Source organism: Synechococcus sp. RC10A2 (assembly GCF_047502605.1).
Genome location: NZ_JANSHP010000014.1, coordinates 1 through 20,972, shown reverse-complemented (window position 1 = coordinate 20,972; position 20,972 = coordinate 1). Strand labels below are relative to the sequence as shown.

Here is a 20,972-nt window from a genome sequence, read left to right as displayed (position 1 = left end):
AGGTGCCGCCAACTGGCCCAGAAGCGCTGTGGATTGGGGAAGGTGCGCCAATGCAGCTCCTCGTCTGGCCCCAACACCTGCGCCATGCCTCCCCGCCTGGGGTCGATGGCGTACATGAAGGCAAAGCTGAGGGGCGGATCCCCGGGCAACGTTACCCGGCTATACCAGCCCTCGAAAAACGGCTCGGCACAGCCATCCCAGTGATAGCCGCCATGGGGCAGGGATCCCCAGTCCGTTGAGCCGTTTTGCTTAAAGCACTCTGCCACCGGAGAGCAACTCCCTCGAGAATCGCCAGAAGATAGAAAAAAGTCTATAGCTACCAAAAGAGTAATTGTATTGTTTCTATGTCTGTCTGCTTTTAGGATATCAACCAAGCTGAGATTTTAAGTCCAACTTTTTGGGACTTTTCGGCCTTAAGTTTGTGCCCTATGCGATGCTGAATACGCCCGCAGATGGGGGCACTTCGGCTGAGGGGGTAGGGTACGCCTGCGCTAGGTTAGTCGTCCGACGGTTCTATCTTGGGATCCAAGCTCTTGGCGGTAAGGCGCAAGGCTTCCGCCTGATCCATCACTCGAGGCGCTTGCACTGCCGTCTCAACCCCTTGCCGATAGCTCTCCCACAAGGGCATTTCCGGGTAGGTTTGCTGCAATTTTTTGATCTCATCTAGCAGAGCGCCCAGCCAGCCAGACGTACCCCAGGTGAGCAAAAACTGCAAGGGATTCCAGAGGTTGAGTTGCCGCCCCAATTCGTTGAGGCTTTCGTTGCGAATGGGCGGGTCGAAGATGTCGGCCACCGTCATCAACTGGCGCGCCAAGAGCGGCCTGAGGGTTGTCTCAGCAGCCTCCACAACGGCGGGAAGAGCGGCTTGGATGCGCTCGGGACTGGGAATGTGCCGGGCCTGGGGCAAAGCTTGCAGCAGCAACTCCAGGCGTCGCCCCGCCTCTGCCGACTCCAAAGCCGATTCTAGGGTTGTGCCCACGCTGAGAAACACTTCTCCCGTCAACAGCCGCACGGCGTCGATAACCAAGTGGTACAGGGGCGGGATCGCCAGCTTGATCCACTCGCTCTGGAAAAACTCCCGCAGCCGCCGCGCCAGATAGTCCCCCACTTGGGTGGTTTGGATCCCCACTTGGGTGAGGGAGAGGTACCAGTCGGGGGGGGATCCCTTGGGATCAAGCCACTGGCGCAGAGTTTGCCATTCCTCTTCTGTGAGGGCAGTTCGCCCCTGTTTTAAGACGCTGCGCCGCAGCTTGCCCTCGGCATTCAAGAGCTTGCGCAGCTCCGGTGTGCCCAGCAAAGAGAGGGCGCCTGCGGATCCCACGCTGCCGATCTCGACAGCAATAAGGGCGGCCAAGAGGGCGGCTGAGGCTTCCACTTGGATCTCGCCGCTTTTGTCCATCACCAAAGGTAGGCGGCTGTTGCCATAGGCCCGCAGGCTCATCGCCTCCAAGGTAGAGCGCTGCTCAGAGGTCAAGGCCCCCGCCCAGGCAGGGATGCCGTTGGTGGCTGCTTCGGGGTGTGGTGGCTCCTGCAGGCTGTGATACAGCAGGCTGGCCACCCAGGCTCGGTCGGCGGCCCGTTCCAGAGAGCCGATGACCACCTCCCATTGGCAGGGGTTGAGCAGAGGCAAAAGCGCTTGCAGCTCTCGCCGGAGGGGCTCTGGAGAGGTTGTGGCTCTGGCTTTGTCTAGAGTTGCCTGCAGCCGATCTCGCGCCTCGCGGCACAGGCCGCCCCACTCCAGTTGCCAACGAGCTAGGGTCTGCTGCACTGTTTCTTCGGAGCGTCGGGGCAGCTCCTGCCAGCCCGCCTCCAGTTGCCGCCACAGCTCCTCCCAGTTCAGATCCCCGGCCCTAGAAGGTGGAGAGTTCGCCGGCGCGGCAGGTGGGGCAGCGTTGGGATCGAGATTGGGGGAGAAGAACTCAGGCATGGGCAAACTTGGCCTCAGGGGCATTACCGGCATTATAGCTAGGGGTAAAAGGCAAGCTGCGGTAAGCCCAAGGTTTCCGGCCACCCCATCATTAGGTTGAGGCATTGCACCGCCTGCCCGGCCTGTCCCTTCATGAGGTTGTCGATTACCGACAGGACAATGACTCGGTTGGTGCGGGTATCCACTTCCACCCCAATCATGCAGGTGTTGGTGCCGGCAACCCACTTGGTTTGCGGGTAAACGCCGCGGGGCAGCACCTTGACCCAGGGGGATTGGCGATAGAAGGCGTTGTAAATGGTGATGAGATCTTCGCCCACAAGGCCGGGATCCCGCAGGTTGGCGTACAAGGTGACGTGGATACCCCGCACCATCGGCACGAGGTGGGGCGTAAATTGTACAGTGATGGGAGTGTGGGTGAGGTCACTGCAGGCCTGCTCGATCTCGGGTGTGTGCCGGTGTTGGGCCACGCCATAGGCCCCCAGAGAGCCATCTACCTCGGCAAATAGGGATCCCAGCTTGGGGGTGCGGCCCGCGCCAGAGACGCCGGACTTGGCATCGAAAATAAGGCTGTCCAGCTCCACCAACCCCTGCCGCAGCAGGGGGGCAACCGCCAACAGGGAGGCCGTGGGGTAGCAGCCGGGGCAGGCTACCAGTTGGGCTTGGGCAATGGCCTCCCGGTAGAGTTCTGGCAGCCCGTAGACCGCTTGCTCGTTGGCCTGGCGATAGGCAGGGCTGGGCCAGTTGGGATCCGTCTGCCCCAAGCGATACCAGGATTGGTAGGTGGCCAGGTTGCGAAAGCGGTAGTCTGCTGAGAGATCGAGAACTTTGCACCCTTTGGCCAGCAAAGGCGGCGCCAGGTCTGCCGCCAGGCCGTTGGGCAGAGACAAAAAGACAACGTCGCTGCTAGCAGCAATGGCCTCCACATCCACAGGCTGGATGGTCAAATCCACCGCCTGGGCCAAGTGAGGATAGAGATCCCCGTAGCGTTTGCCGGCGCTGTCTTGACCGGCCAGGTAGGTGATGTGCACGCCGGGATGCTCGCTGAGCAGCCGCACCAACTGCACCCCTCCATAGCCGGAGGCCCCGACGATGGCGACGCGGACGGGATCGGTGGGAGGAAGAGAACGAGGCGCCGTAGTGGCCATGGGGGCTGCCTGTGCAGAATTGCAAAACTGACGGTTTGCCTTACTATTTATCGCATTTGCCGCTGCCTTGGTTGAACTCACCTGCTCTGTTGGGCTCAGTGTTGCCTGAGCCGGGAGTTATACTGGGCTCACGCGAGCCGCCCAAGCCTCGGCAGCCGCCTTGGCTGTTGAGGTCTTGCCCAGAGATGTTCCCTACCTCGTCGGGAAGGGTTGTATGTACTACGAACAATTGATCAACATGATCCTGCGAGCCCGCGGCCAAAGCAGCCGCCACGGCCTGGATCAGGAAACTTTAACCCTCTACTCCGAAGGCCCCTACACCCTCTACAAGCTCACCTCCCATTTCGACCGCCGCTCCATTTTTGTTTTGGCCCAAAACCAGCGGGATATGTTTGTCTCCGGAGATGCGTTTCACAGCAAGTTGATCCCGGGAGAATGGCAGGAGTGGCTGCACCAGAAGGCTTTGGCTGTTGCCGACAAGACACCCCAGGCCAGCTAGCCGGCGAGGGCCAAAACGCCGGGCTGAATCTGCCGGGGCACCACTGAGAGCCGATCCAACTCCGCACAATAGGCCAGGTCCCTGTCGCTTTCAGGGCTAATGGCCAGTAGCCGCTGCCCATGGCTGGAGCGCCGCAACAGGCTCAGGAGATTGTCTTGCCAAGTTTGGTAGAGGGCCAGGGCGGCCACTGCCTCGTCGTTGCCCAACTGCTCCTCCGAACAGCCCAGGCGATGCAGAATGGCTCCGGCACAGGCGGTGTCTTCCAAAGCAAAAGCCCCCTCCCAGCCAGCTCCCACCAGCCACACCTCGGCAAAAGCTCCTTGCCTGAGAAACTCCACCACTGCTCCCAAGTTCACCAGGGCTGCTGTGATCAACACTGGGATCCCTTCTAAGCGCTGAAGGGTGCGGGTGCCGTTGGTGGTGCTCATGAAGATGCGCTTGTCCCGCACACGCTCCGGCGTATACTCGCGGGGGGAGTTGCCTAGGTCAAAGCCCGCCACTGTTTTGCCGCCTCGCTCCCCAGCTAAGAGCCGTTTGGAGGCCGGCCAGCTCTGGCTGGTCGTTTGCAAGGGTTGTAAATCGGCAAACACCTGCACGGCCTCTGCCCCTGCGGCCAGGGCTGTGGCAATGGTGGTGGTGGCCCGCAGCACATCAATGGCCACTGCGCAGGCTGGGATCCCTGCCGGAGGGACTTGCTCAGGGGTGTGGAAGTGGAAAAGTTGCATGAGAGAGGGAGCAAAAAAGGTTCAACTAGAGCCCCACGAGAGCTTATTAGAACTCACGCCGGGCAAACACCAGCACCGTCAAAATGAGCAGCAAAACGGTGTAGATCAGACCGTAAAGCGCGTCGCCAAGGAGCTGGGTGGGCGGAGGAATTTGGCCGTAAACGGCAGCATCTCTTAGGTTAAAGCGCTCCAGATCTGGCAAGACTAAGTAGATTACCTCGAACACCTTGCCGAAGCCTGTGTCTTCCACTAGCTTGCTTAACTGCAGCAGGGCACGGCTCGTGTGGCCCATAATGAACAGGGCAATGGTGTAGAGGGTAGCCAAAATCGGGGAGGTAAAAACCCCAAACAGCAGCGCTGCTGCCACAATCAGCACCAGTTCCAAAAAGGTAAAAACTGTTGCCCAGAGAACGGCCCAGGGGGAAATGGGGGCCTGCACCACCCGCAGGCTGAGCAAAAAGACAGCCGTCATCATTGCTAGCAGCACCGACAGCAAAGCCGACAGGCCCAGATGCTTGCCGACAATAAACTCCGCCCGGCTCATGGGTTTGGCAATCAGCACGTAGACCGTGCGCCTCTCGATCTCTTTATTTACCAGCCCCGTGCCGACGAAAATGGCCACCACCAGCAACAGGAAGTGGATGGCGGCCAGACCCAAATCGGCAATGATCTTGTTGTGGGCCTGGTTGGCTACCTGGGGAATCAAAACGATGGCCCCCAGCATGGCCACCGCAAACACCATCACCAGATAAAGAACGCGATCCCGAATGGTTTCCCGAAAAACATTCTGGGCAATGGCCACGACGCGCCCTGCATCCATAGGCTGGCCTCAAGCGAGCGACAACCGGCTATACACTTGTAGAAGCCCAGCTTCATTCTATGCAGTTCCAGGCTCAGATTCAGATCCACCTGCGCCCCTCGGTACTGGATCCTGCCGGGGCTGCTCTCCAGGCTAGCCTGCATCAGCTAGGGCATACCCAGGTGCAGGGAGTGCGCATTGGCAAACACATCCAGCTGCAGCTAGAGGCCCCTGACGCCGAAACTGCCCGAGAGCAGGTGAGCAAGCTGTGCGAGCAACTGCTGGCCAATCCAGTAATCGAGACCTATCAAATCCAAGTGGAGCCTCTAGAGGGCTGATCTCTCACCAAGAAGCTCTCTCGCTCCAGCCCTCACCGCTTTTGCCTTCGCCCCAAGGGATCCCCATGGCCAAGGTAAGGTTTGGCATTGTTGTTTTTCCTGGCTCCAATTGTGACCGCGACGTAGCCTGGGTAACCCGCGGCCTCTTAGGCTGTCCGACGCGACTCATCTGGCACCGGGAAACCGATTTGTCAGGGCTGGATGTGGTGGTGCTGCCGGGGGGATTCAGCTACGGAGATTACCTGCGGGCGGGCGCGTTGGCCCGTTTTGCGCCGGTAATGGGGTCTCTAGCCGAGCACGTAGCCCGGGGGGGCTATGTCTTGGGCATTTGCAATGGCTTCCAGATCCTGACAGAGGCGGGCTTGCTGCCAGGGGCGCTGCTGCGCAACGCTAATCTGCACTTTATCTGCGACCGAGTGAGGATCCGCGTGGAGCGGCCAGATCTGCCCTGGACAAGCGCCTACCCCCCGTCCGCCCTTGTAACCCTGCCGATTGCCCATGGAGAAGGACGCTACGTCTGCGAGGCCGACACCCTGAAGCAGCTGCAAGATGGGGGTCAGATTGTCTTCCGCTACGATCCCGTTGCCCCCAACGGCTCGGTGGATAACATCGCCGGCATTTGCGATCCCAGCGGTCGCATTCTCGGCTTGATGCCTCACCCAGAACGCGCTGCCGACCCCGATTTGCCAGGCCAGAATGGGATCCCTTTTTGGCAGTCGATTGTGCAAAGCCTGTCCAGTTAGCCCTGCTGAGCCTGAGCCAACACCTGGCGCACTTGGTTCACCATCTCCTCGTGATCCACGACTGGCTTGGCAATGTAGCCATCGGCCCCACTCTGGGCCAAAAAAGTCTCCCGGTCGCCCCGCATGGCGTGGGCCGTTACCAAGAGGATGGGAATGGAGCTGGTGCGGGGATCCCCCTTAAGCAGCTGGGCAATGCGGATCCCGTCCACTGCCTCGCCGCGAAAGGTGCTCTGGGAGAGGGAGACATCTAGCAAAATGACGTCTACTTCACGGGCTTGGGCCAGCTGCAGAATCTGCTCCACATCCTGGCTGTGAAAGACCTCAAACCCGCCTCGCCGCCGCAACACTTTGTCGAAAACGCGGGCGTTAATTGGATCGTCTTCCACCAGCAGCACTGTTGCCATCGCTAACCTGAAGTTGACTTGGTTGCGAACTCGAGCCGCAGCAATCCCCGTAGTTCTGGAAACCATCCCGAAGCAATTCTAGCCATCCCATTCGAGCAGTGGGACAAGAGCTCCCCCTCCAAAATACTGATAACAAATCTCAATAAAGCTCAATAAAGTAGCGCCAGTAGCTACCCCCTCTGCCAGCAGGAGAGGACAGCTACCGTTTTGAAAACAGCTTTGCTGGGTTGCCTGGGGGATACTCTACCAGCCTGGAACCGAGCGCCCTCTGAAAACAAAACAAAAACAAGGCCGGGGATTTTTCCGGCCTTGTACGGGGTACAACTGCCGTCTCTTTTGGCCGCCTCAACCCACTCAACACTCTCAGCAAGCCGACAACAGCAGCCCCTGGCGCAGGTTACTTCTTCTGAATCCTAGGAGTTTCGCGAAAGGCGACGGCAAAAAACAGAAGGCCCAGCGTCAAAAACAGAATAAAGGTGTAGGTGATGGCTTCCATACCAACCTCCAAATCAGAATCCTAAGGGGGCTTGATTCCAGATTAGCTCAAAGCCGCCAGCACCCCCTCTCCCCAGAGAAACAGAGTGCCGGCGGTCATCCCGCGAGAAAGCCTTACGCTTCTTGCACCTTGCGCGTGGTGGGATCCCCCACTTTCTGGAAGACGCCGAATTCCACCATTTCCTCGCTCATGTTCGGGTCAATACCGGCGAACACATCCCGGAAGAGAGTACGGGCGCCGTGCCAGATGTGCCCGAAGAAGAACAGCAGCGCAAAGACCGCGTGGGCGAAGGTAAACCAACCGCGGGGGCTGGTGTGGAAAGTGCCGTCGGCCTTAGGCGTTTCGCGGTCGAACTCGAAGAGCTGGCCCAACTGAGCCATACGGGCATACTTTTTAACCGTTGGCGGGTCAGTGAACACCTGACCGTCCAGCTTGCCGCCGTAGAACTCCACCGTCACGCCCACCTGCTCAAAGCTGTAGCGTGACTCGGCGCGCCGGAAGGGAATGTCCGCCCGCACCACGCCATCGGCGTCCCGCAGGATGACGGGGAACGTCTCGAAGAAGTTGGGCATGCGTTGCACCGTCAGCTCCCGACCTTCACGGTCCCGGAAGACGGGGTAGCCCAGCCACTCGATAGCAATACCGTCTCCCTTGTTCATCGGACCAGCCCGGAACAAACCACCCTTGGCCGGGCTGTTACCCACGTAATCGTAGAAGAGCAGCGACTTGGGGAGAGAATTGTAGGCCTCGCTGCGGGTCATCCCGGCCTCCATAGCGGCATTGACGCGCCGGTTAATTTCCTGGTTGAAGTAGCCGGAATCCCATTGGTAGCGGGTGGGGCCAAACAGCTCCACAGGAGTGGTGGCACTGCCGTACCACATCGTCCCGGCCACCACAAAGCCGGCAAAAAACACGGCCGCAATCGAGCTGGAGAGCACGCTCTCAATGTTCCCCATGCGCAGAGCCTTGTAGAGGCGTTGGGGTGGGCGTACTGTAATGTGAAACAGGCCGGCAATGATGCCCACGATGCCCGCGGCAATGTGGTGGGCCACCACCCCGCCAGCGTTGTAGGGGTTAAACCCTGCCGGCCCCCACTCCGGCGCCACCGGCTGCACATGCCCTGTCGTCGCGTAGGGGTCGCTGACCCACATCCCTGGGCCAAACACCCCCGTCAGGTGAAAAGCCCCAAAGCCGAAACAAAGGATCCCGGCCAAGAGCAGGTGGATCCCAAAAATCTTCGGCAAGTCCAAAGCCGGCTCGCCGGTACGGGGATCCCGGAACAGCTCCAGATCCCAGTACACCCAGTGCCAGCAGGCGGCCAAAAAGAGCAAGCCAGACAAAACAATGTGAGCAGTGGCTACCCCTTCAAACGTCCAGAAGCCGGGATTGGCCACGCTCTCGCCGTAGATATTCCAGCCGCCCCAGGAGTTGACCACCCCCAGACGCACCATGAATGGCATGACGAACATGCCCTGACGCCACATCGGATTCAGGACAGGATCCGATGGATCGAAAATAGCCGTTTCATACAGCGCCATCGATCCGGCCCAACCTGCCACCAGCGCAGTGTGCATCAGGTGTACCGCGATCAGGCGACCTGGGTCATTTAATACAACGGTGTGGACCCGGTACCACGGTAGTCCCATAAAGCTCGATCCTCCACGTTCTCCAACACTTGCGCGATATCCAGTCAAAAAACTGAAGCCGACATCTTCACCTGGGATCCTTACCTAAGCAGTCTCTTCAGTGTCGAGGGGTGCCGCACCCACCTAACCCAAGAGCGCACCCAGTGAGGACATCGCTCTCAGAATTTTCATCACAGGCATCAAACAGTATAACGAAACGCAACTGACCTGAGCGGCTTCAGGCGGGATGCCCTCTTATCTGCCATCATCTTCCCAGATCTCTCGCCAAAGATTAAAAATATGATTTAAAGTGTAACAATACTTAGCAAACCCTGGAGCTTTCCTGGCTCAATCTGAAAGGTGTCGTGGTTTCGGGCGAGATTATGGCAACGATTCGCTTTGTCAACGAGAATAGAGAGATCGTCGTCGCGGAAGGCGCTAACCTGCGCTTGAAGGCGCTGGAGAACCAGATCGACCTCTACAAGATGATGGCCAAGCTGCTCAACTGCGGCGGCAACGGCCAGTGTGGCACCTGTGTGGTGGAGATCGTCGAGGGAGCCGAGAACCTCTCTCCCCGCACCGAGGCGGAAAACCGCAAGCTCAAGCGCAAGCCCGATACCTATCGTCTCGCCTGCCAGACGAAGGTATTGGGGGATGTTGCGGTGAAGACGAAACCCTAGAGCCGGCTTGGCCGCTTTTGGGCAAGGCGTACCTGAGAATGGTATGCTAGCTGCCAGTTGGGTTTGCGGCGTGTGCAGCTATGGAGACGAACTACCTGGGCCTTTTGGCCACCATTTTGGTTATTCTGGTGCCCTCGATCTTCCTGGTGATCTTGTACGTGCAGACTTCCAGCAAGTCGGAGAGCTGACCTAGGCCCATGAAGGCAAGTCTTACCTCCTGCTGAGGAACCAAGGCTCACAGTCGACGATGACATCCAAAGCTCGACGGGGATCCCCGCTGGAAAAGGGGATCCCTCTACTTTTTGCGCCAAGCTGTTTTTTGCGCCAAGCTGTCCCTTGGCCGAGGCCCTCTCCACCTGGAGCCCTCCGGCAACGGTTCCTGCCTGTCTGTGTTGCCTGCGAGAAGGTTTCCGCTTCCCTAGCTAGAAATCTATAGCCTTCATCGGAAAACTTGATTTTTATCTATCCTAGTTTGCCACTAGGATGCCTCTTAAGATTTTTTACAGGATCTCAGTAGGCGATGGGGTCAGGCGGGATTCCTGGCCGTAAGGAGGATTATGAGTTTGGACGGGCTGGTCAGAACCGCGTGGTTAATTCCCCTCTATGCGCTAGTGGCGTGGCTGGGGGCGTTGATTTGGTCCCCTGGGATCACCCGGCGCACCGGCCCCCGACCGGCGGGCTATCTAAATGCGCTGCTGACCTTGGTGGCGTTCTTGCACAGTGTGGGGGCGCTGGTGGCGATTTGGGATCAGCCGGCGCAGGTGATTCGGCTGCCCTGGCTGCAGGTAGGGGATCTGGTGTTGGAGCTGCCGCTGCAGGTTTCATCGCTAACGCTGGGGGCCTGCGCCGTGGTGACGGGGCTAAACCTGGCGGCCCAGATCTACGGCTTTGGCTACATGGAAATGGACTGGGGCTGGGCGCGGTTCTTCTCGCTGCTGGGCCTGTTTGAGGGGGGGATGTGCGCTCTGGCTCTGTGCGACTCTTTGTTTTTCAGCTACGTCATCCTGGAGATTTTGACTCTGGGCACCTACCTATTGGTGGGCTTTTGGTATAACCAGCCGCTGGTGGTCACCGGGGCGCGAGATGCTTTCTTAACCAAGCGCATCGGCGACCTCTTGCTCTTGATGGGGGTTATTGCCATTTATCCCCTGACGGGATCCTGGGAGTTTGAGGACTTGACGGCTTGGGCAAAGTCGGTGCAAGCAGGAGCTATCTCTGTGGATCCGAACTTGATCGCCTTGGTGGGGCTGGGGTTGCTGGCCGGCCCTGTGGGCAAGTGTGCCCAGTTCCCTCTGCATCTGTGGCTGGATGAGGCGATGGAGGGGCCGATCCCTGCCACAATCTTGCGCAACGCCGTGGTGGTGGGCACAGGGGCCTGGGTGTTGATCCGCCTGCAGCCGCTCTATGCTCTTTCCCCAACGGTGTTGCGGCTGATGCTGGTGATCGGGGGGCTGACGGCAGTGGGGGGATCCCTGGTGGCCCTGGCCCAAATTGATGCCAAGCGGGCCTTGTCCTACCTGGTGAGCGCCTACATGGGCTTGATCTTTGTAGCGGTGGGCACAGGACACACGCAACAGGCCTACCAACTGCTGCTCACCTATGCGCCGGCGATGGCCTTGCTGGTGATGGCGCTGGGCATGGTGATCTGGAACAGCATTACCCAGGATCTGCGCTATCTGGGGGGCTTGTGGTCGCGGCGGCCCATTTCCGGCCTGTGCTTTTTGACGGGGATGGCCGGCATGGTGGCCCTGCCGCCTTTCGGCTCCTTCTGGGTGCTGACGGATCTGTGGCAGCAGTTGGCGCAATCGGGGCAGGGGCTGTGGGCGGCAGTGGTGCTGGTCACCAACGCGGTAACGGCGCTGGGGCTGACGCGGGTATTCGGCCTGGTTTGGGGAGGCAAGCCGCAGCAGATGAGCGAGCGCTCCCCAGAGGTGCACTGGCCGATGATGTTGCCCAGCACGGCCATGATGGGGGTGACGCTGCATGTGCCGATGATTCTGGCGGCCTTGGATCTCTTGCCGGCTCTGCAGGGGATCCCGATTGCGGTGATGGCCGGATCCAGCTTGGCGGGCATCGCGTTGGGAGCCTGGCTGTACCTGCCGCGGGGGCGGCGGCCAGTGGACTGGGCTTTCTTGGCCGACTGGCAGGATCTGCTGGCCAACGACTTCTACACCCCCAAGCTCTACCGCGCCAGCGTGGTGTTTGTGGTGCGCATCATTTCTGAGGTTACGGCCCTCTTTGACCGCTACGTGGTGGACGGCGTGGTGAATTTGACCAGCTTAGTTGTGCTGGCAGGAGGTCAGGTTTTGAAATACACCACCTCCGGCCAGTTGCAGGCCTATGTGCTGACGATTGTGGTGGGGGTGGCCCTGCTGGGCTGGCTAATTCTCTAGGCAGAGGGGGACGGAGTCCTTAAGAAAGAGGGAAAAGACCATGCTGAGTGCCTTGATTGTGTTGCCGATTTTGGGATCCCTGCTGCTGTTCCTGGGCTTGGGAGGGCGCAAGCTGGCGGTGGTCTTGGCCGGGATCCCGTTGGCCATCTCGCTATTTCTGTTTACCCGCTTCGACGTGCAGGCGACCGGCTTTCAGTGGGAGCAGCGGTGGGATTGGATCCCGCAAATCGGGCTGAGCTACTCCCTGGGCTTGGACGGGCTGGCTTTGTTGATGGTGGCCCTGAACGGGCTGCTCACTCTCATCGCCATTTTGACGGCTGAGCCGGAGACCAAGCGGCCCAATCTCTTTTACGGCTGCATTCTGCTGATGAGTGGGTCGGTCAACGGGGCTTTTGCCGCCCAGAACCTGCTGTTGTTTTTCCTCTTTTACGAGCTGGTGCTGATCCCGATCTACTTGCTCATTTCCATCTGGGGCAGCCCCAAGCGGGATTATGCCGCCATCAAGTTTTTGATCTACACCGCTGTTTCCGCCGTCTTCCTGTTGGGGGCGTTTCTGGCCGTCTACTGGCTGGGGGATCCCCATACTTTTGAGCTGGCCGAGATTCGCATCAGCTCCCTGGGCCCCGCTGCCCAAACCCTGGCCCTGTTGGCTTTGATTGTGGCCTTTGGCATCAAGATGCCGCTGGTGCCCTTCCACACCTGGCTGCCCGACGCCTACGGCGAGTCTTCCCCGCCGGTGGCGGTGCTGCTGGGAGGGGTGCTCTCCAAGTTGGGCACCTATGGTCTGTTTCGCTTTGGGCTGCAGGTGTTTCCCCAGGCTTGGGCCGATCTGAGTGGGCTGCTGGCCTGGTGGGGGGCTATTGCTGTGCTGTCGGGGGCTTTGGCGGCCATCGCCCAAAAAGACATCAAGCGCATGGTGGCCTACAGCTCCATCGGCCATATGGGCTACATCCTGCTGGGTATGGCGGCGGCCACGCCGATTAGCCTGACGGGGGCGATGGTGCAGATGGTCTCCCACGGCCTGATTCTGGCGCTGCTGTTTGATCTGGTGGGCCTGGTGGAGCGCAAGGTGGGAACGCGGGATCTGAACGTGCTCAACGGCCTGCTCAATCCTCTGCGCGGCCTGCCCACCGTGAGCGCCCTGTTGATCTTGGGCGGCATGGCCAGCGCCGGGATCCCGGGCTTGGTGGGCTTTGTGGCCGAGTTTTTGATCTTCCAGGGCAGCTACCAAGATTTTCCGTTGCCCACGTTGCTCAGCATCTGCGGCACCGGCTTGACGGCGGTGTATTTTGTGATTTTGCTCAACCGCACCTGCTTCGGCAAATTGGACAACCGCACCGCCTACTACCCCCGGGTGCAAGGTTGGGAGCGGATCCCGGGCTTTCTTTTAACTGCCTTGATCGTCTGGTTTGGGATCCAGCCCATGAACCTGGTGAAATGGCCCCAAACCTTGGCCTTTACTCTATCCACCCAGGTGGCTCAAGCCCAGACGCTTGTCATCGCGGAAGCCGAACATTCTTCTCCCTCCAGTTTGCTGCAGGGATCCCTGATGGACAACGCAAGCTCATGACTTTCTCCCCTAGCCGAAGGCAGTGAAGAGTTGGAGACTTTTTCCATGACGACGACCCTGGTTACGCCCAAGCTCCCCCCTTCCACCCATCCCTTTGCCGAGGTGGTGCATCGCCTCGAGGCAGGGGGATCGATGCTGCCGGATACGCCGGAAAACCTGATGCAAATTATCGGCCTCTACAAAGCCTATGCGGTGCCGATGGACTTTTACTGGCGCGATCTGCTCTACATTGCCGAGCAGGTGTTTGTGGATCCCTTGCCCTTTTTTAAGTTCATCATTCCCGAAGAATATTTGAAGCTGGCCAACCACTACGCGGGGGATAATGCCGATTTGCGCATTTGGCGCGGCCCCGCTACGGCCCACCCGGAACTGCTGGAGTTCATGGAAAAAGGGGAGCTCAAGCGCAAGCTGCCGCGGATTTTGCATCACCTTTGGCATGACCGCATCAACATGGAATTTGCCGAAGAATGTATGCGGGCCATGCTCTGGCACCGGGATATGGGAGGCCTGCTGGATCCCTATATGGATTCGGAAGAATACAAGCAAAATGCCGACCGCGCCATCCGCGCCTACTGCCAGGGCAACCCCCTTTTGACCGGCCTGTACAAGCTCTTTCCAGACATGTTTCTGGAACTCTGCCGCCAGGCCACCATGTATTCGGTGCTGGGCCTGTTTTGGGAGGTGATGGCCCCCGTCTTTTTTGAGATGAGCGATCTCTACGACGAGGGCAAAATCACCAGCGTGCCGGAGGCGATGAACTTTTTGGTTAACGGGATCTTCGCCGTTGCCGGGCGGCCCATTTATCACCGGGTGCGCATTCGAGGAGAGTGGTACGACATTGTGCCCAAATCCAAAGGATTCACTTGGCTATACGAGGCGGCTTTCCCCTATGTGGAAGCGGTGTTTTATCGCACCTCTCCCTTCCGCGGCACCAAGTCCTACAACGCCCAAGCCAACGAAGTTCCCACCAACCAATTGGATTTCCACTACGGGGTTCTCTACGCCGATAAGTTTCCGGTGGGCAGTGCCGGGATCCCGCCGACCCTTTTGCACCAGGATATGTACCACTTTTTGCCCCAGTATTTGGTGGAGTATTACCGCAAGCATTGCCGTGGTGAAGACGACATGCTGATCCAGCTTGGGATCAGCTTCCAGCGCTCCATGTACAACGTTACTTCAGCCGTGATCCAGGCGGGGAGAGCCGCTTTCTTGTATCCTCTGGACGATCCCAACCCGCGGCATTTGATGATGAACCGCCGTTATTTTGAGGGACAGCTCAATCGCTTCACCCGACCGGAATACGGCATCCGCGAGGCAGCCCGCCTCTCCTATATTCAGGATCAAAACTACCGCTAGTTGAGGACAATTACGCCGATTTCAGGTGGTCGGTTTTGGCTTTCCCTTTTCCCGATCCTGCTTGGACCCAACTGCTCTTCTGAACCTGCCGTCCAGACCTTTATTCCCACTTCAGCAAAACAAGGATCTTGGCCATGCCTGATATTGTCGATATTGCAGTTTCTGCTGAGGGTTTTTCCACCTTGGTTACAGCCGTGAAGGCGGCAAACTTGGTGGATACTTTGAAAGGCCCTGGCCCTTTCACTGTTTTTGCGCCCACCGATGCGGCTTTTGCCAAGTTGCCCCCCGGCACCATCACCACCCTAGTGCAAAACATCCCCCAATTGACTCGCATTTTGTGTTACCACGTGGTGCCCGGTCGCCTGAAAAAGGCGGATTTGGCCAAGTACCAGCGTGTAGGCTCGGTAGAGGGATCCCCCATCGATTTGTTTATCGAGGGGGACGTGTTTGAGGTGAACAATGCCACCGTTATCCAGGCGGATATCGAGGCGGACAACGGCATCATTCACGTCATCGACACCGTGATCCTGATGCGCCCCCACTGGTTCTGGCCGATCATGCTCTCGGGAGAAACAGGGAAAAGCGAGGGCCAAAGCTTGGCTAGCGACCGCAGAGTCGATACACCGGCAAGGTGAAATGAAAACTGCTGCCCTTGCCCAGGATCGATTCCACCCAAATCTGGCCATAGTGGGCGCGCACGATGCGACGGCAAAGGGAAAGGCCAATGCCATAGCCTTCCTGCTGTTGGTCGCGGGATAGGCGCACCGCATCGGAGAAGATGTTCTCTTGCTCGGCTTCCGGGATCCCAGGGCCGGTGTCGCTGACGGTCACCTGTACCTTTTGGCTGGTGCGGTGGAGGATGTTGAGGCGGATGGATCCCCCGGCGGGAGTGTACTTGATGGCATTGTCCAACAGGTTGAAAATAACCTGGCGGATCTTGTCGGGATCCACGTGAACTGTGGGCAGATCCACCGGAATATCGGCTTGAAACTGCAATTGCTTGGCTTGGATGCGAGGCAGTAGCTCCTCGATCACTGGCTGGCATAGGCTGGCCAACTGAGTTTCCACGGCTCGAATCCGCAGCTCCGAGGCACTGCCACGGGCCGACTCGAGAATATCGGTGATCATGCTGTCCATCTTGCGCAATTGCTGGCGGGCATGCTCGAACAACTGCCGCTCCACCGCCTTGTCCAGGGATCCTTCTCGCCCTTGCTGTAGGGTTTCGACCGCCAGGGCTGTAGCCGTCAGGGGGCTGCGCAAATCGTGCACCAGCATGGCCAGAACGCGGTCTTTGAAGTCCAACTGCTCCCGCAGTTGGGCGCGCTCCTGGCGCAGCGAAAACACCTCTTCCGACATTTGCAACAACGCCTCGGTGGTCGGGGGAGGAGCAGGATCTTGACCCGCCTCTTCCTGGTAGGAAACCAAAGCCGCCTGACCCTGCCAGCGGGGCCACCACACTTCCAACTGCGTCGCCAGATCTTCGCCCGCCAAGACCTGAGCCGGCAGGGGTTCTGCTTTCACCAAGGCTGGCGTCACCACCAACTTGTAGTGCTCTGCTAGGTAGGGGTGCTCCTCCAGCGGTACCACCTTCAGATGGGCAGGATGCTGGCCCGGCAGCCCCTGGATGTGCCGACGCAATTGCTCCGCCAGTTCCTCGATATTGGCTCGACCCTGAGCAAACAACAGCAGGCGAATGCCAGAACGGGTGGAGGTGCGATCTAGCGAAGTTTGCATAGGCAAAAGTCCCAAGGGCCAAAGATGAGGTCTGCAGCAGCAGAGGTTGCCGCCAACGAAACCCGGCTCCCTCGCTGCCCGTCCTTTACCTTCCTAACACTTAACTTTGGGAAAAGTTTAGGAGGGAACATCAAAGGCAGTGAAACTCAGTGAAACAGATACGCCAGCCCTACCAACACTGCCAGCAACCCCGCTGTTGTCAGAGTGAAGTGCAGGAGGGAGGTTTTGCCTTTACGCACCATGTTGCGCATGGCCAGGCGGGTATAGCTCACCTGAGGCGAGGATCCCTTCTCAACAGGGGTGGAGCTGACAGGAGAGGGCTGCGACATCGGGATGGCCGGAACAAAAGCTGAACACTACCTTTAACCTAGCCCAATCCACCCCTCTTGATAAATACCCCCTGCCCCCCAGGGCGCTGGCTCAGTCAAACCGGCAAGGGATCCGCAGGCACTGCTGCAACAGCTCCTGGTAATCCCGTCCGTCCATGAGAAAAGCCCCAAAGCGAGCCAGGTGCGGGTTCATCAACTGGGCGTCAAAAAGGCGAAAGCCCCGCTCCCGCAGGTGTTCCACCAGCTTGACCAGCGCCACCTTCGAAGCGTTGGGAATGCGGTAAAACATCGATTCGCCGATAAAGGCCGCCCCCAAAGCAATGCCCAGGATCCCGCCTGCTAGGGTGTCTCCCTGCCAGGTTTCAAAGCTGTGGGCAAACCCCGCTTGGTGCAGGGCAAGGTAGATCTGCTTTAATTCCGAGCTAATCCAAGTTTGGGGGCGAGCGGCACAGCCCTCCACCACTTGCTCAAAAGCGCCGTTGATCCGCACCTGAAAGCAACTGCCGCGCACCAAAGGCCGCAGCGAACGGGGACAGTGAAACCGCTCGTCCAAAGGGATCAGCGCGTGCTGCTCGGTGCCATACCAGGCCAGGGATCCGGTTTCTTCGTCCGCCATGAGGAAGTAGCCCTGGGCATATCCGGTCAGAATAGCGCCTATATCTACCTGCATGCTGTCTCTGCGCCTCTCAAGATTGCCATTCCGGCGAGAGGCTGGCAAAGTCTCCCGCATCGACCTTGGGGTGACAATCCACACAGCCGCTCACCCGCACTGGGTTGGGAAAGTCTACTTGCGGGTGCAAAGCGCGGAAGTAGCGAGACTCGGCCAGGCGATAGGGCACCGGTTCCCCTTGGCGCAGGGGACGGGAATTAGGCCGCAAATAGCCCCAAGCCAGTTGTAAAGCCACGCCGGTCAGGGGCTGGATCTGCTGGCCGTAGTGGTTGGGATCCTGTAGCAGCCGTCGCCAGGTTTCGGTGGGCAACACCTGAGCGGGCAGCGCCACATGGCAAGTGCCGCAACTGCGCACGTATTGGGCCTGCTCCAACTGGGCCTGGGTGAGGCTTTGCTGCGCTTGCGTCAGGGATCCCATCAATCCGACCAGAAGGACGATCAGGCCAAAAAGCCAAAATCGCCGCTGTCGCTTTCTCAAGGGAGCCATGCTCTCACACCAAGGTCAATGCTTTCCCAATTTAGACCAGCCCGCGAAAGATCCAGGCCCAGTTCCTGGAATTGGCTTGGCCTATCTTTGCAGAAACTCCAGAAAATCCCGCCACCAATTGCAGATCCCTTGCCACATCCGCAGCATTTCTTGGCGTATCTCTCCCGTTTCCTCCTGCAGCTAAGCCGGGCGGAGCTCGATAGCACCGCTGCGCCTGTCAAAGCGAGCCAGAGCTCCTCGGGGAGCCAGCATCAGTTTCTGCGATCAGCACCTCGTGCTTTTGCACAATTCAGTTCAGCGCTTTCAGCTCCTTGCCCAGGGTTTGAGCGGTGCTGGACAGGCTGGATAGCATCAGTGGCAGCCTAGTTTTTGGACTCTCTCTCCGACAAGAGCAGGTCGCAGCCAAATCCGGCTGGGTCTAAAATAGCGGGGCTGCGGACTCTCCCTCGAGTTTTTCGTATGGACTTGCCTAACCTCCTCTGGCCAGACCCCGGCGAGATCCCGGCTCCTCCCCAGCCGGGGATCCTGGGCATCTTGGCTTCCGGCAACGGCAGCAACTTCGAGGCCATCGCCCAAGCCATCGATGCTGGCGAGCTACGGGCGCAAATTGCCGTCGTGATCACCAACAATCCAGACGCCTACGTGCGGCAGCGGGCGCGGCGAAGAGGGATCCCTTGTATTCTGCTCAACCATCGGCACTATGCCAGCCGGGAGGCGCTGGACGCGGCCATCTTGCAAGTGCTCCAGGAGTATCAGGTGGAGTGGGTGATCATGGCCGGCTGGATGCGTTTGGTGACCCAAGTGTTGCTGTCTGCCTATCCGGAGCGGGTTTTAAACCTCCACCCCAGCCTCTTGCCCAGCTTCAAGGGCCTGCGGGCGGTGGAGCAGGCGCTGGAGTACGGCGTGAAAATCACCGGCTGCACCGTCCACCGGGTCACGTTGGAAATGGATAGCGGCCCCATTGTGGCGCAAGCAGCCGTACCGGTTTTGCCGGAAGATACGGTGGAATCCCTTTACCGGCGCATCCAGGCCCAGGAACACCGCCTCTACCCGCTGGCCATCCGCCTCTGTTTGGCCGAGGGATCCCGCCTCCCCAAGTTCTCGGAGAAGCTGCACAATTGAGGGTGAGCCCGCCGCTGGCGCCCCCTATGGCCGAAATCTCGCCGTTGCTCGTTTTCGACAGCTCTGCGATCCTGGCCGGTCGCCCGGCTCTGTGGCAGGAATGGGCCCGTTTTGGGGTGTGTGTGCTGCCCCAGGCGGTGATGGCGGAGCTAGAACGCCTAACCCGACAGGCCATCGACCCCCAAGAAGAATCGACAGCGCGCGCCTTCTTGCGCCACTGGCCCCGTTTGGGATTTGCCGTCTCAGAAGCCCGCGCCCTGGTGGGTGAAGTCAACGCCGGCGAGCAGTCGCTGCGAGTCCGCCTAGAGCAGGCCATTGCCGAGTGTGCCTATGCCCTGGCCCAACAGCAGCCGGGATCCCTGGTGGTGGTGGTGAGCAACGACCGACCCTTGGTCGAGCGAGTGCAGGGGCTGGGCCTTGCCAACCTCTGTGCCATCTCTCTGGCCGAGCTCAACCGGTGGATGCGCCAGCGCCCCCAGGCTGTGGCTATGGCTTGGAAGCGGCTGCCAGGGCCTCCCATTCCCGCTGCTCCGTTGCCCCCCTCCCCAACTTCTGCAAAACCACCCTCCCCCGCTCAAAAGGGCTCCCGACCTGTTCAACGGAGATCTCAGGTTGGATTCGCCTGGAAAAGCGTGCAAAACTCCCTGGCGCTGCTGCTGGCTTTGGCTTTCTTCTCGGCAGCAGGGTTGCTGGCCTGGCGTTTGTTGGATCCCACGGGGAGCGAAGGGATCTGGCGGCGGCTGCCCCTGTCTCGGACCCTTGGCTGCGCGATCTCTAGCCGCTTTGGCCGAAAGAGCCCCCGCAGACCTATGCTAGGATGAGGGCTTGCTGAAAACCCGGATCCCGCCCCATGACGGAAACGGCTGACCTTTGGCCCCAGCTTTTGGGACAGTTGCTGGAGCGGCAATCTCTGAGCGAAGCCCAAGCCGAACAGTTGATGAACGGCTGGCTGCACAACCAAGTGCCGGATGTGGTGTCGGGAGCGATTTTGGCGGCCCTGCAAGCCAAGGGGGTCAGCGCCAGTGAACTGGCCGGCATGGCGCGGGTGCTGCAGCGAGCTTCCCTGGGATCCCCCCTGGATCTGCCCCTGTTGGTGGATACTTGCGGCACCGGGGGAGATGGGGCCGGCACGTTTAACATTTCCACTGCCGTGGCCTTCGTGGTCAGCGCTGCCGGGATCCCAGTCGTGAAGCACGGCAACCGCTCTGCTTCTGGCAAGGTTGGCTCGGCGGACGTGCTGGAGGCGTTGGGGGTGAACCTGAGCGCTGAGCCAGAGCAAGTGCGGGCGGCGGTGGCGGAAGTGGGCATCACCTTTCTCTTTGCCCCCCACTGGCACCCGGCCATGCGGGCGGTGATCCCCTACCGCCGCGCCCTTAAAGTTCGCACTGTCTTTAATCTCTTGGGGCCCCTGGTCAATCCCCTCTATCCCAACCGCCAGGTGATCGGGGTTTATGCCCCGGAGCTGGTGCCGGTGATGGCCGAGGCCTTGCGTCTGTTGGGGCGGGAAAGGGCCGTGGTGTTGCACAGCCGCGAAGGTCTGGACGAGGCCGGGTTGGATCAGCCCACCGATCTGGGCATCCTTTCCGGTGGGCTGGTACGAACAGAAGTTTTGAACCCGCGAGATTACGATCTTACGCCCGCACCTGTCCAGGCCCTCCAGGGGGGGAACTTGGCGGAAAATGCCGCCATCCTCGCCCAAGTTCTCCAAGGATCCGGAGCGCCTGCCCAGCGGGATGTGGTGGCCCTCAATGCCGCTTTGGCCCTGCAGGTGGCCGGAGCCGTTCCCGATTGGGGATCCGGAATTGCCCAAGCGCGGGAGATCCTTGCCAGCGGCGCTGCCTGGGATCGCCTGCAAAAGCTGGTCAATTTTCTGGCTTCGTGACGTACTCCCGCACTCATGCTGACGCATAGAGTGCGGGCTTCCCAGTGA

Annotated in this window: 24 protein-coding genes; 12 read left to right on the top strand and 12 right to left on the bottom strand. The window is 59.6% G+C overall.

Going from position 1 to position 20,972, the window contains the following annotated elements:
* From NW848_RS01330 to argC, 3 genes are all read right to left on the bottom strand, one after another.
* Positions 1-266, bottom strand: a 266-nt coding sequence (locus NW848_RS01330; RefSeq protein ID WP_414508363.1) for a tocopherol cyclase family protein, incomplete at its 3' end; no start/stop codon positions are given.
* A gap of 230 nt (positions 267-496) precedes the next feature.
* The gene (locus NW848_RS01325; RefSeq protein ID WP_414346850.1) at positions 497-1,927 is read right to left on the bottom strand and encodes a hypothetical protein; all 1,431 of its coding nucleotides are present in this window, start codon (positions 1,925-1,927) and stop codon (positions 497-499) included.
* Positions 1,928-1,965: 38 nt separating this feature from the next.
* Positions 1,966-3,072 (bottom strand): N-acetyl-gamma-glutamyl-phosphate reductase, encoded by a 1,107-nt coding sequence (gene argC / locus NW848_RS01320; RefSeq protein WP_414508362.1) that lies wholly within the window; start codon positions 3,070-3,072, stop codon positions 1,966-1,968.
* Between the two features lie 214 nt (positions 3,073-3,286).
* Between argC and NW848_RS01315 the strand changes: the two genes are divergently transcribed.
* Positions 3,287-3,571, top strand: a complete 285-nt coding sequence (locus tag NW848_RS01315) for a hypothetical protein (RefSeq protein WP_414508361.1) — start codon at positions 3,287-3,289, stop codon at positions 3,569-3,571.
* Here the strand turns inward: NW848_RS01315 and NW848_RS01310 are convergent.
* Positions 3,568-4,296: a 2-phosphosulfolactate phosphatase family protein gene (locus tag NW848_RS01310; RefSeq protein ID WP_414402602.1), complete on the bottom strand. Its 729-nt coding sequence runs from the start codon at positions 4,294-4,296 to the stop codon at positions 3,568-3,570. The genes NW848_RS01315 and NW848_RS01310 overlap by 4 nt on opposite strands.
* Before the next feature lie 46 nt (positions 4,297-4,342).
* Entirely contained in the window at positions 4,343-5,116 is a 774-nt protein-coding gene (locus NW848_RS01305; RefSeq protein ID WP_414402601.1) for an ABC transporter permease, read from the bottom strand.
* A 59-nt stretch (positions 5,117-5,175) separates the two neighbouring features.
* On the opposite strand from NW848_RS01305, the gene purS reads away from it, so the two are divergent.
* Positions 5,176-5,433 (top strand): phosphoribosylformylglycinamidine synthase subunit PurS, encoded by a 258-nt coding sequence (gene purS / locus NW848_RS01300; RefSeq protein WP_414409780.1) that lies wholly within the window; start codon positions 5,176-5,178, stop codon positions 5,431-5,433.
* Between the two features lie 65 nt (positions 5,434-5,498).
* Positions 5,499-6,176: a phosphoribosylformylglycinamidine synthase subunit PurQ gene (purQ, locus tag NW848_RS01295; protein WP_414508360.1), complete on the top strand. Its 678-nt coding sequence runs from the start codon at positions 5,499-5,501 to the stop codon at positions 6,174-6,176.
* Here the strand turns inward: purQ and NW848_RS01290 are convergent.
* The 3 genes from NW848_RS01290 to psbB form a co-directional block, all read right to left on the bottom strand.
* Positions 6,173-6,580, bottom strand: a complete 408-nt coding sequence (locus NW848_RS01290) for a response regulator (RefSeq protein WP_414402599.1) — start codon at positions 6,578-6,580, stop codon at positions 6,173-6,175. The two genes, purQ and NW848_RS01290, sit on opposite strands and share 4 nt — an antisense overlap.
* A 397-nt stretch (positions 6,581-6,977) precedes the next feature.
* Positions 6,978-7,076, bottom strand: coding sequence for a photosystem II reaction center protein T (locus NW848_RS01285; RefSeq protein ID WP_011429542.1), 99 nt, complete (start codon positions 7,074-7,076; stop codon positions 6,978-6,980).
* A 113-nt stretch (positions 7,077-7,189) separates the two neighbouring features.
* Entirely contained in the window at positions 7,190-8,722 is a 1,533-nt protein-coding gene (gene psbB, locus NW848_RS01280) for a photosystem II chlorophyll-binding protein CP47 (protein WP_099812394.1), read from the bottom strand.
* Between the two features lie 362 nt (positions 8,723-9,084).
* On the opposite strand from psbB, the gene NW848_RS01275 reads away from it, so the two are divergent.
* The 6 genes from NW848_RS01275 to NW848_RS01250 all read left to right on the top strand — a co-directional run bounded on the left by NW848_RS01275 (position 9,085) and on the right by NW848_RS01250 (position 15,335).
* The gene (locus tag NW848_RS01275) at positions 9,085-9,381 is read left to right on the top strand and encodes a 2Fe-2S iron-sulfur cluster-binding protein (protein ID WP_011429540.1); all 297 of its coding nucleotides are present in this window, start codon (positions 9,085-9,087) and stop codon (positions 9,379-9,381) included.
* Positions 9,382-9,461: 80 nt separating this feature from the next.
* A complete protein-coding gene (gene psbM, locus NW848_RS01270; RefSeq protein ID WP_011429539.1) occupies positions 9,462-9,569 on the top strand; it encodes a photosystem II reaction center protein PsbM in 108 nt (35 codons plus the stop codon).
* A 369-nt stretch (positions 9,570-9,938) separates the two neighbouring features.
* Positions 9,939-11,774: an NAD(P)H-quinone oxidoreductase subunit F gene (locus tag NW848_RS01265; protein ID WP_414508359.1), complete on the top strand. Its 1,836-nt coding sequence runs from the start codon at positions 9,939-9,941 to the stop codon at positions 11,772-11,774.
* Positions 11,775-11,814: 40 nt separating this feature from the next.
* Positions 11,815-13,344 carry an NADH-quinone oxidoreductase subunit M gene (locus tag NW848_RS01260; protein ID WP_414508358.1) on the top strand — a complete coding sequence of 510 codons (1,530 nt, stop codon included), beginning with the start codon at positions 11,815-11,817 and terminating at the stop codon, positions 13,342-13,344.
* A gap of 45 nt (positions 13,345-13,389) precedes the next feature.
* Positions 13,390-14,700, top strand: coding sequence for a CO2 hydration protein (locus NW848_RS01255; protein WP_099812397.1), 1,311 nt, complete (start codon positions 13,390-13,392; stop codon positions 14,698-14,700).
* 134 nt (positions 14,701-14,834) lie between these two features.
* Positions 14,835-15,335, top strand: a complete 501-nt coding sequence (locus NW848_RS01250) for a fasciclin domain-containing protein (RefSeq protein WP_099812398.1) — start codon at positions 14,835-14,837, stop codon at positions 15,333-15,335.
* Here NW848_RS01250 and NW848_RS01245 read toward each other — a convergent pair.
* From NW848_RS01245 to NW848_RS01230, 4 genes are all read right to left on the bottom strand, one after another.
* Positions 15,301-16,434 carry a histidine kinase gene (locus NW848_RS01245; RefSeq protein ID WP_011429533.1) on the bottom strand — a complete coding sequence of 378 codons (1,134 nt, stop codon included), beginning with the start codon at positions 16,432-16,434 and terminating at the stop codon, positions 15,301-15,303. The genes NW848_RS01250 and NW848_RS01245 overlap by 35 nt on opposite strands.
* Before the next feature lie 146 nt (positions 16,435-16,580).
* The gene (locus NW848_RS01240) at positions 16,581-16,763 is read right to left on the bottom strand and encodes a DUF3285 domain-containing protein (protein ID WP_011429532.1); all 183 of its coding nucleotides are present in this window, start codon (positions 16,761-16,763) and stop codon (positions 16,581-16,583) included.
* Between the two features lie 91 nt (positions 16,764-16,854).
* A complete protein-coding gene (gene aat, locus NW848_RS01235; RefSeq protein ID WP_011429531.1) occupies positions 16,855-17,433 on the bottom strand; it encodes a leucyl/phenylalanyl-tRNA--protein transferase in 579 nt (192 codons plus the stop codon).
* Between the two features lie 16 nt (positions 17,434-17,449).
* Positions 17,450-17,920, bottom strand: a complete 471-nt coding sequence (locus NW848_RS01230; protein WP_011429530.1) for a hypothetical protein — start codon at positions 17,918-17,920, stop codon at positions 17,450-17,452.
* 459 nt (positions 17,921-18,379) lie between these two features.
* Between NW848_RS01230 and purN the strand changes: the two genes are divergently transcribed.
* From purN to trpD, 3 genes are read left to right on the top strand one after another with little or no spacing between them, the layout of a single operon-like run.
* A complete protein-coding gene (gene purN / locus NW848_RS01225) occupies positions 18,380-19,042 on the top strand; it encodes a phosphoribosylglycinamide formyltransferase (RefSeq protein WP_011429529.1) in 663 nt (220 codons plus the stop codon).
* Between the two features lie 26 nt (positions 19,043-19,068).
* Positions 19,069-19,863, top strand: coding sequence for a PIN domain-containing protein (locus tag NW848_RS01220; RefSeq protein ID WP_099812399.1), 795 nt, complete (start codon positions 19,069-19,071; stop codon positions 19,861-19,863).
* A gap of 29 nt (positions 19,864-19,892) precedes the next feature.
* Entirely contained in the window at positions 19,893-20,924 is a 1,032-nt protein-coding gene (gene trpD / locus NW848_RS01215) for an anthranilate phosphoribosyltransferase (protein ID WP_011429527.1), read from the top strand.
* Positions 20,925-20,972 lie beyond the last annotated feature (48 nt).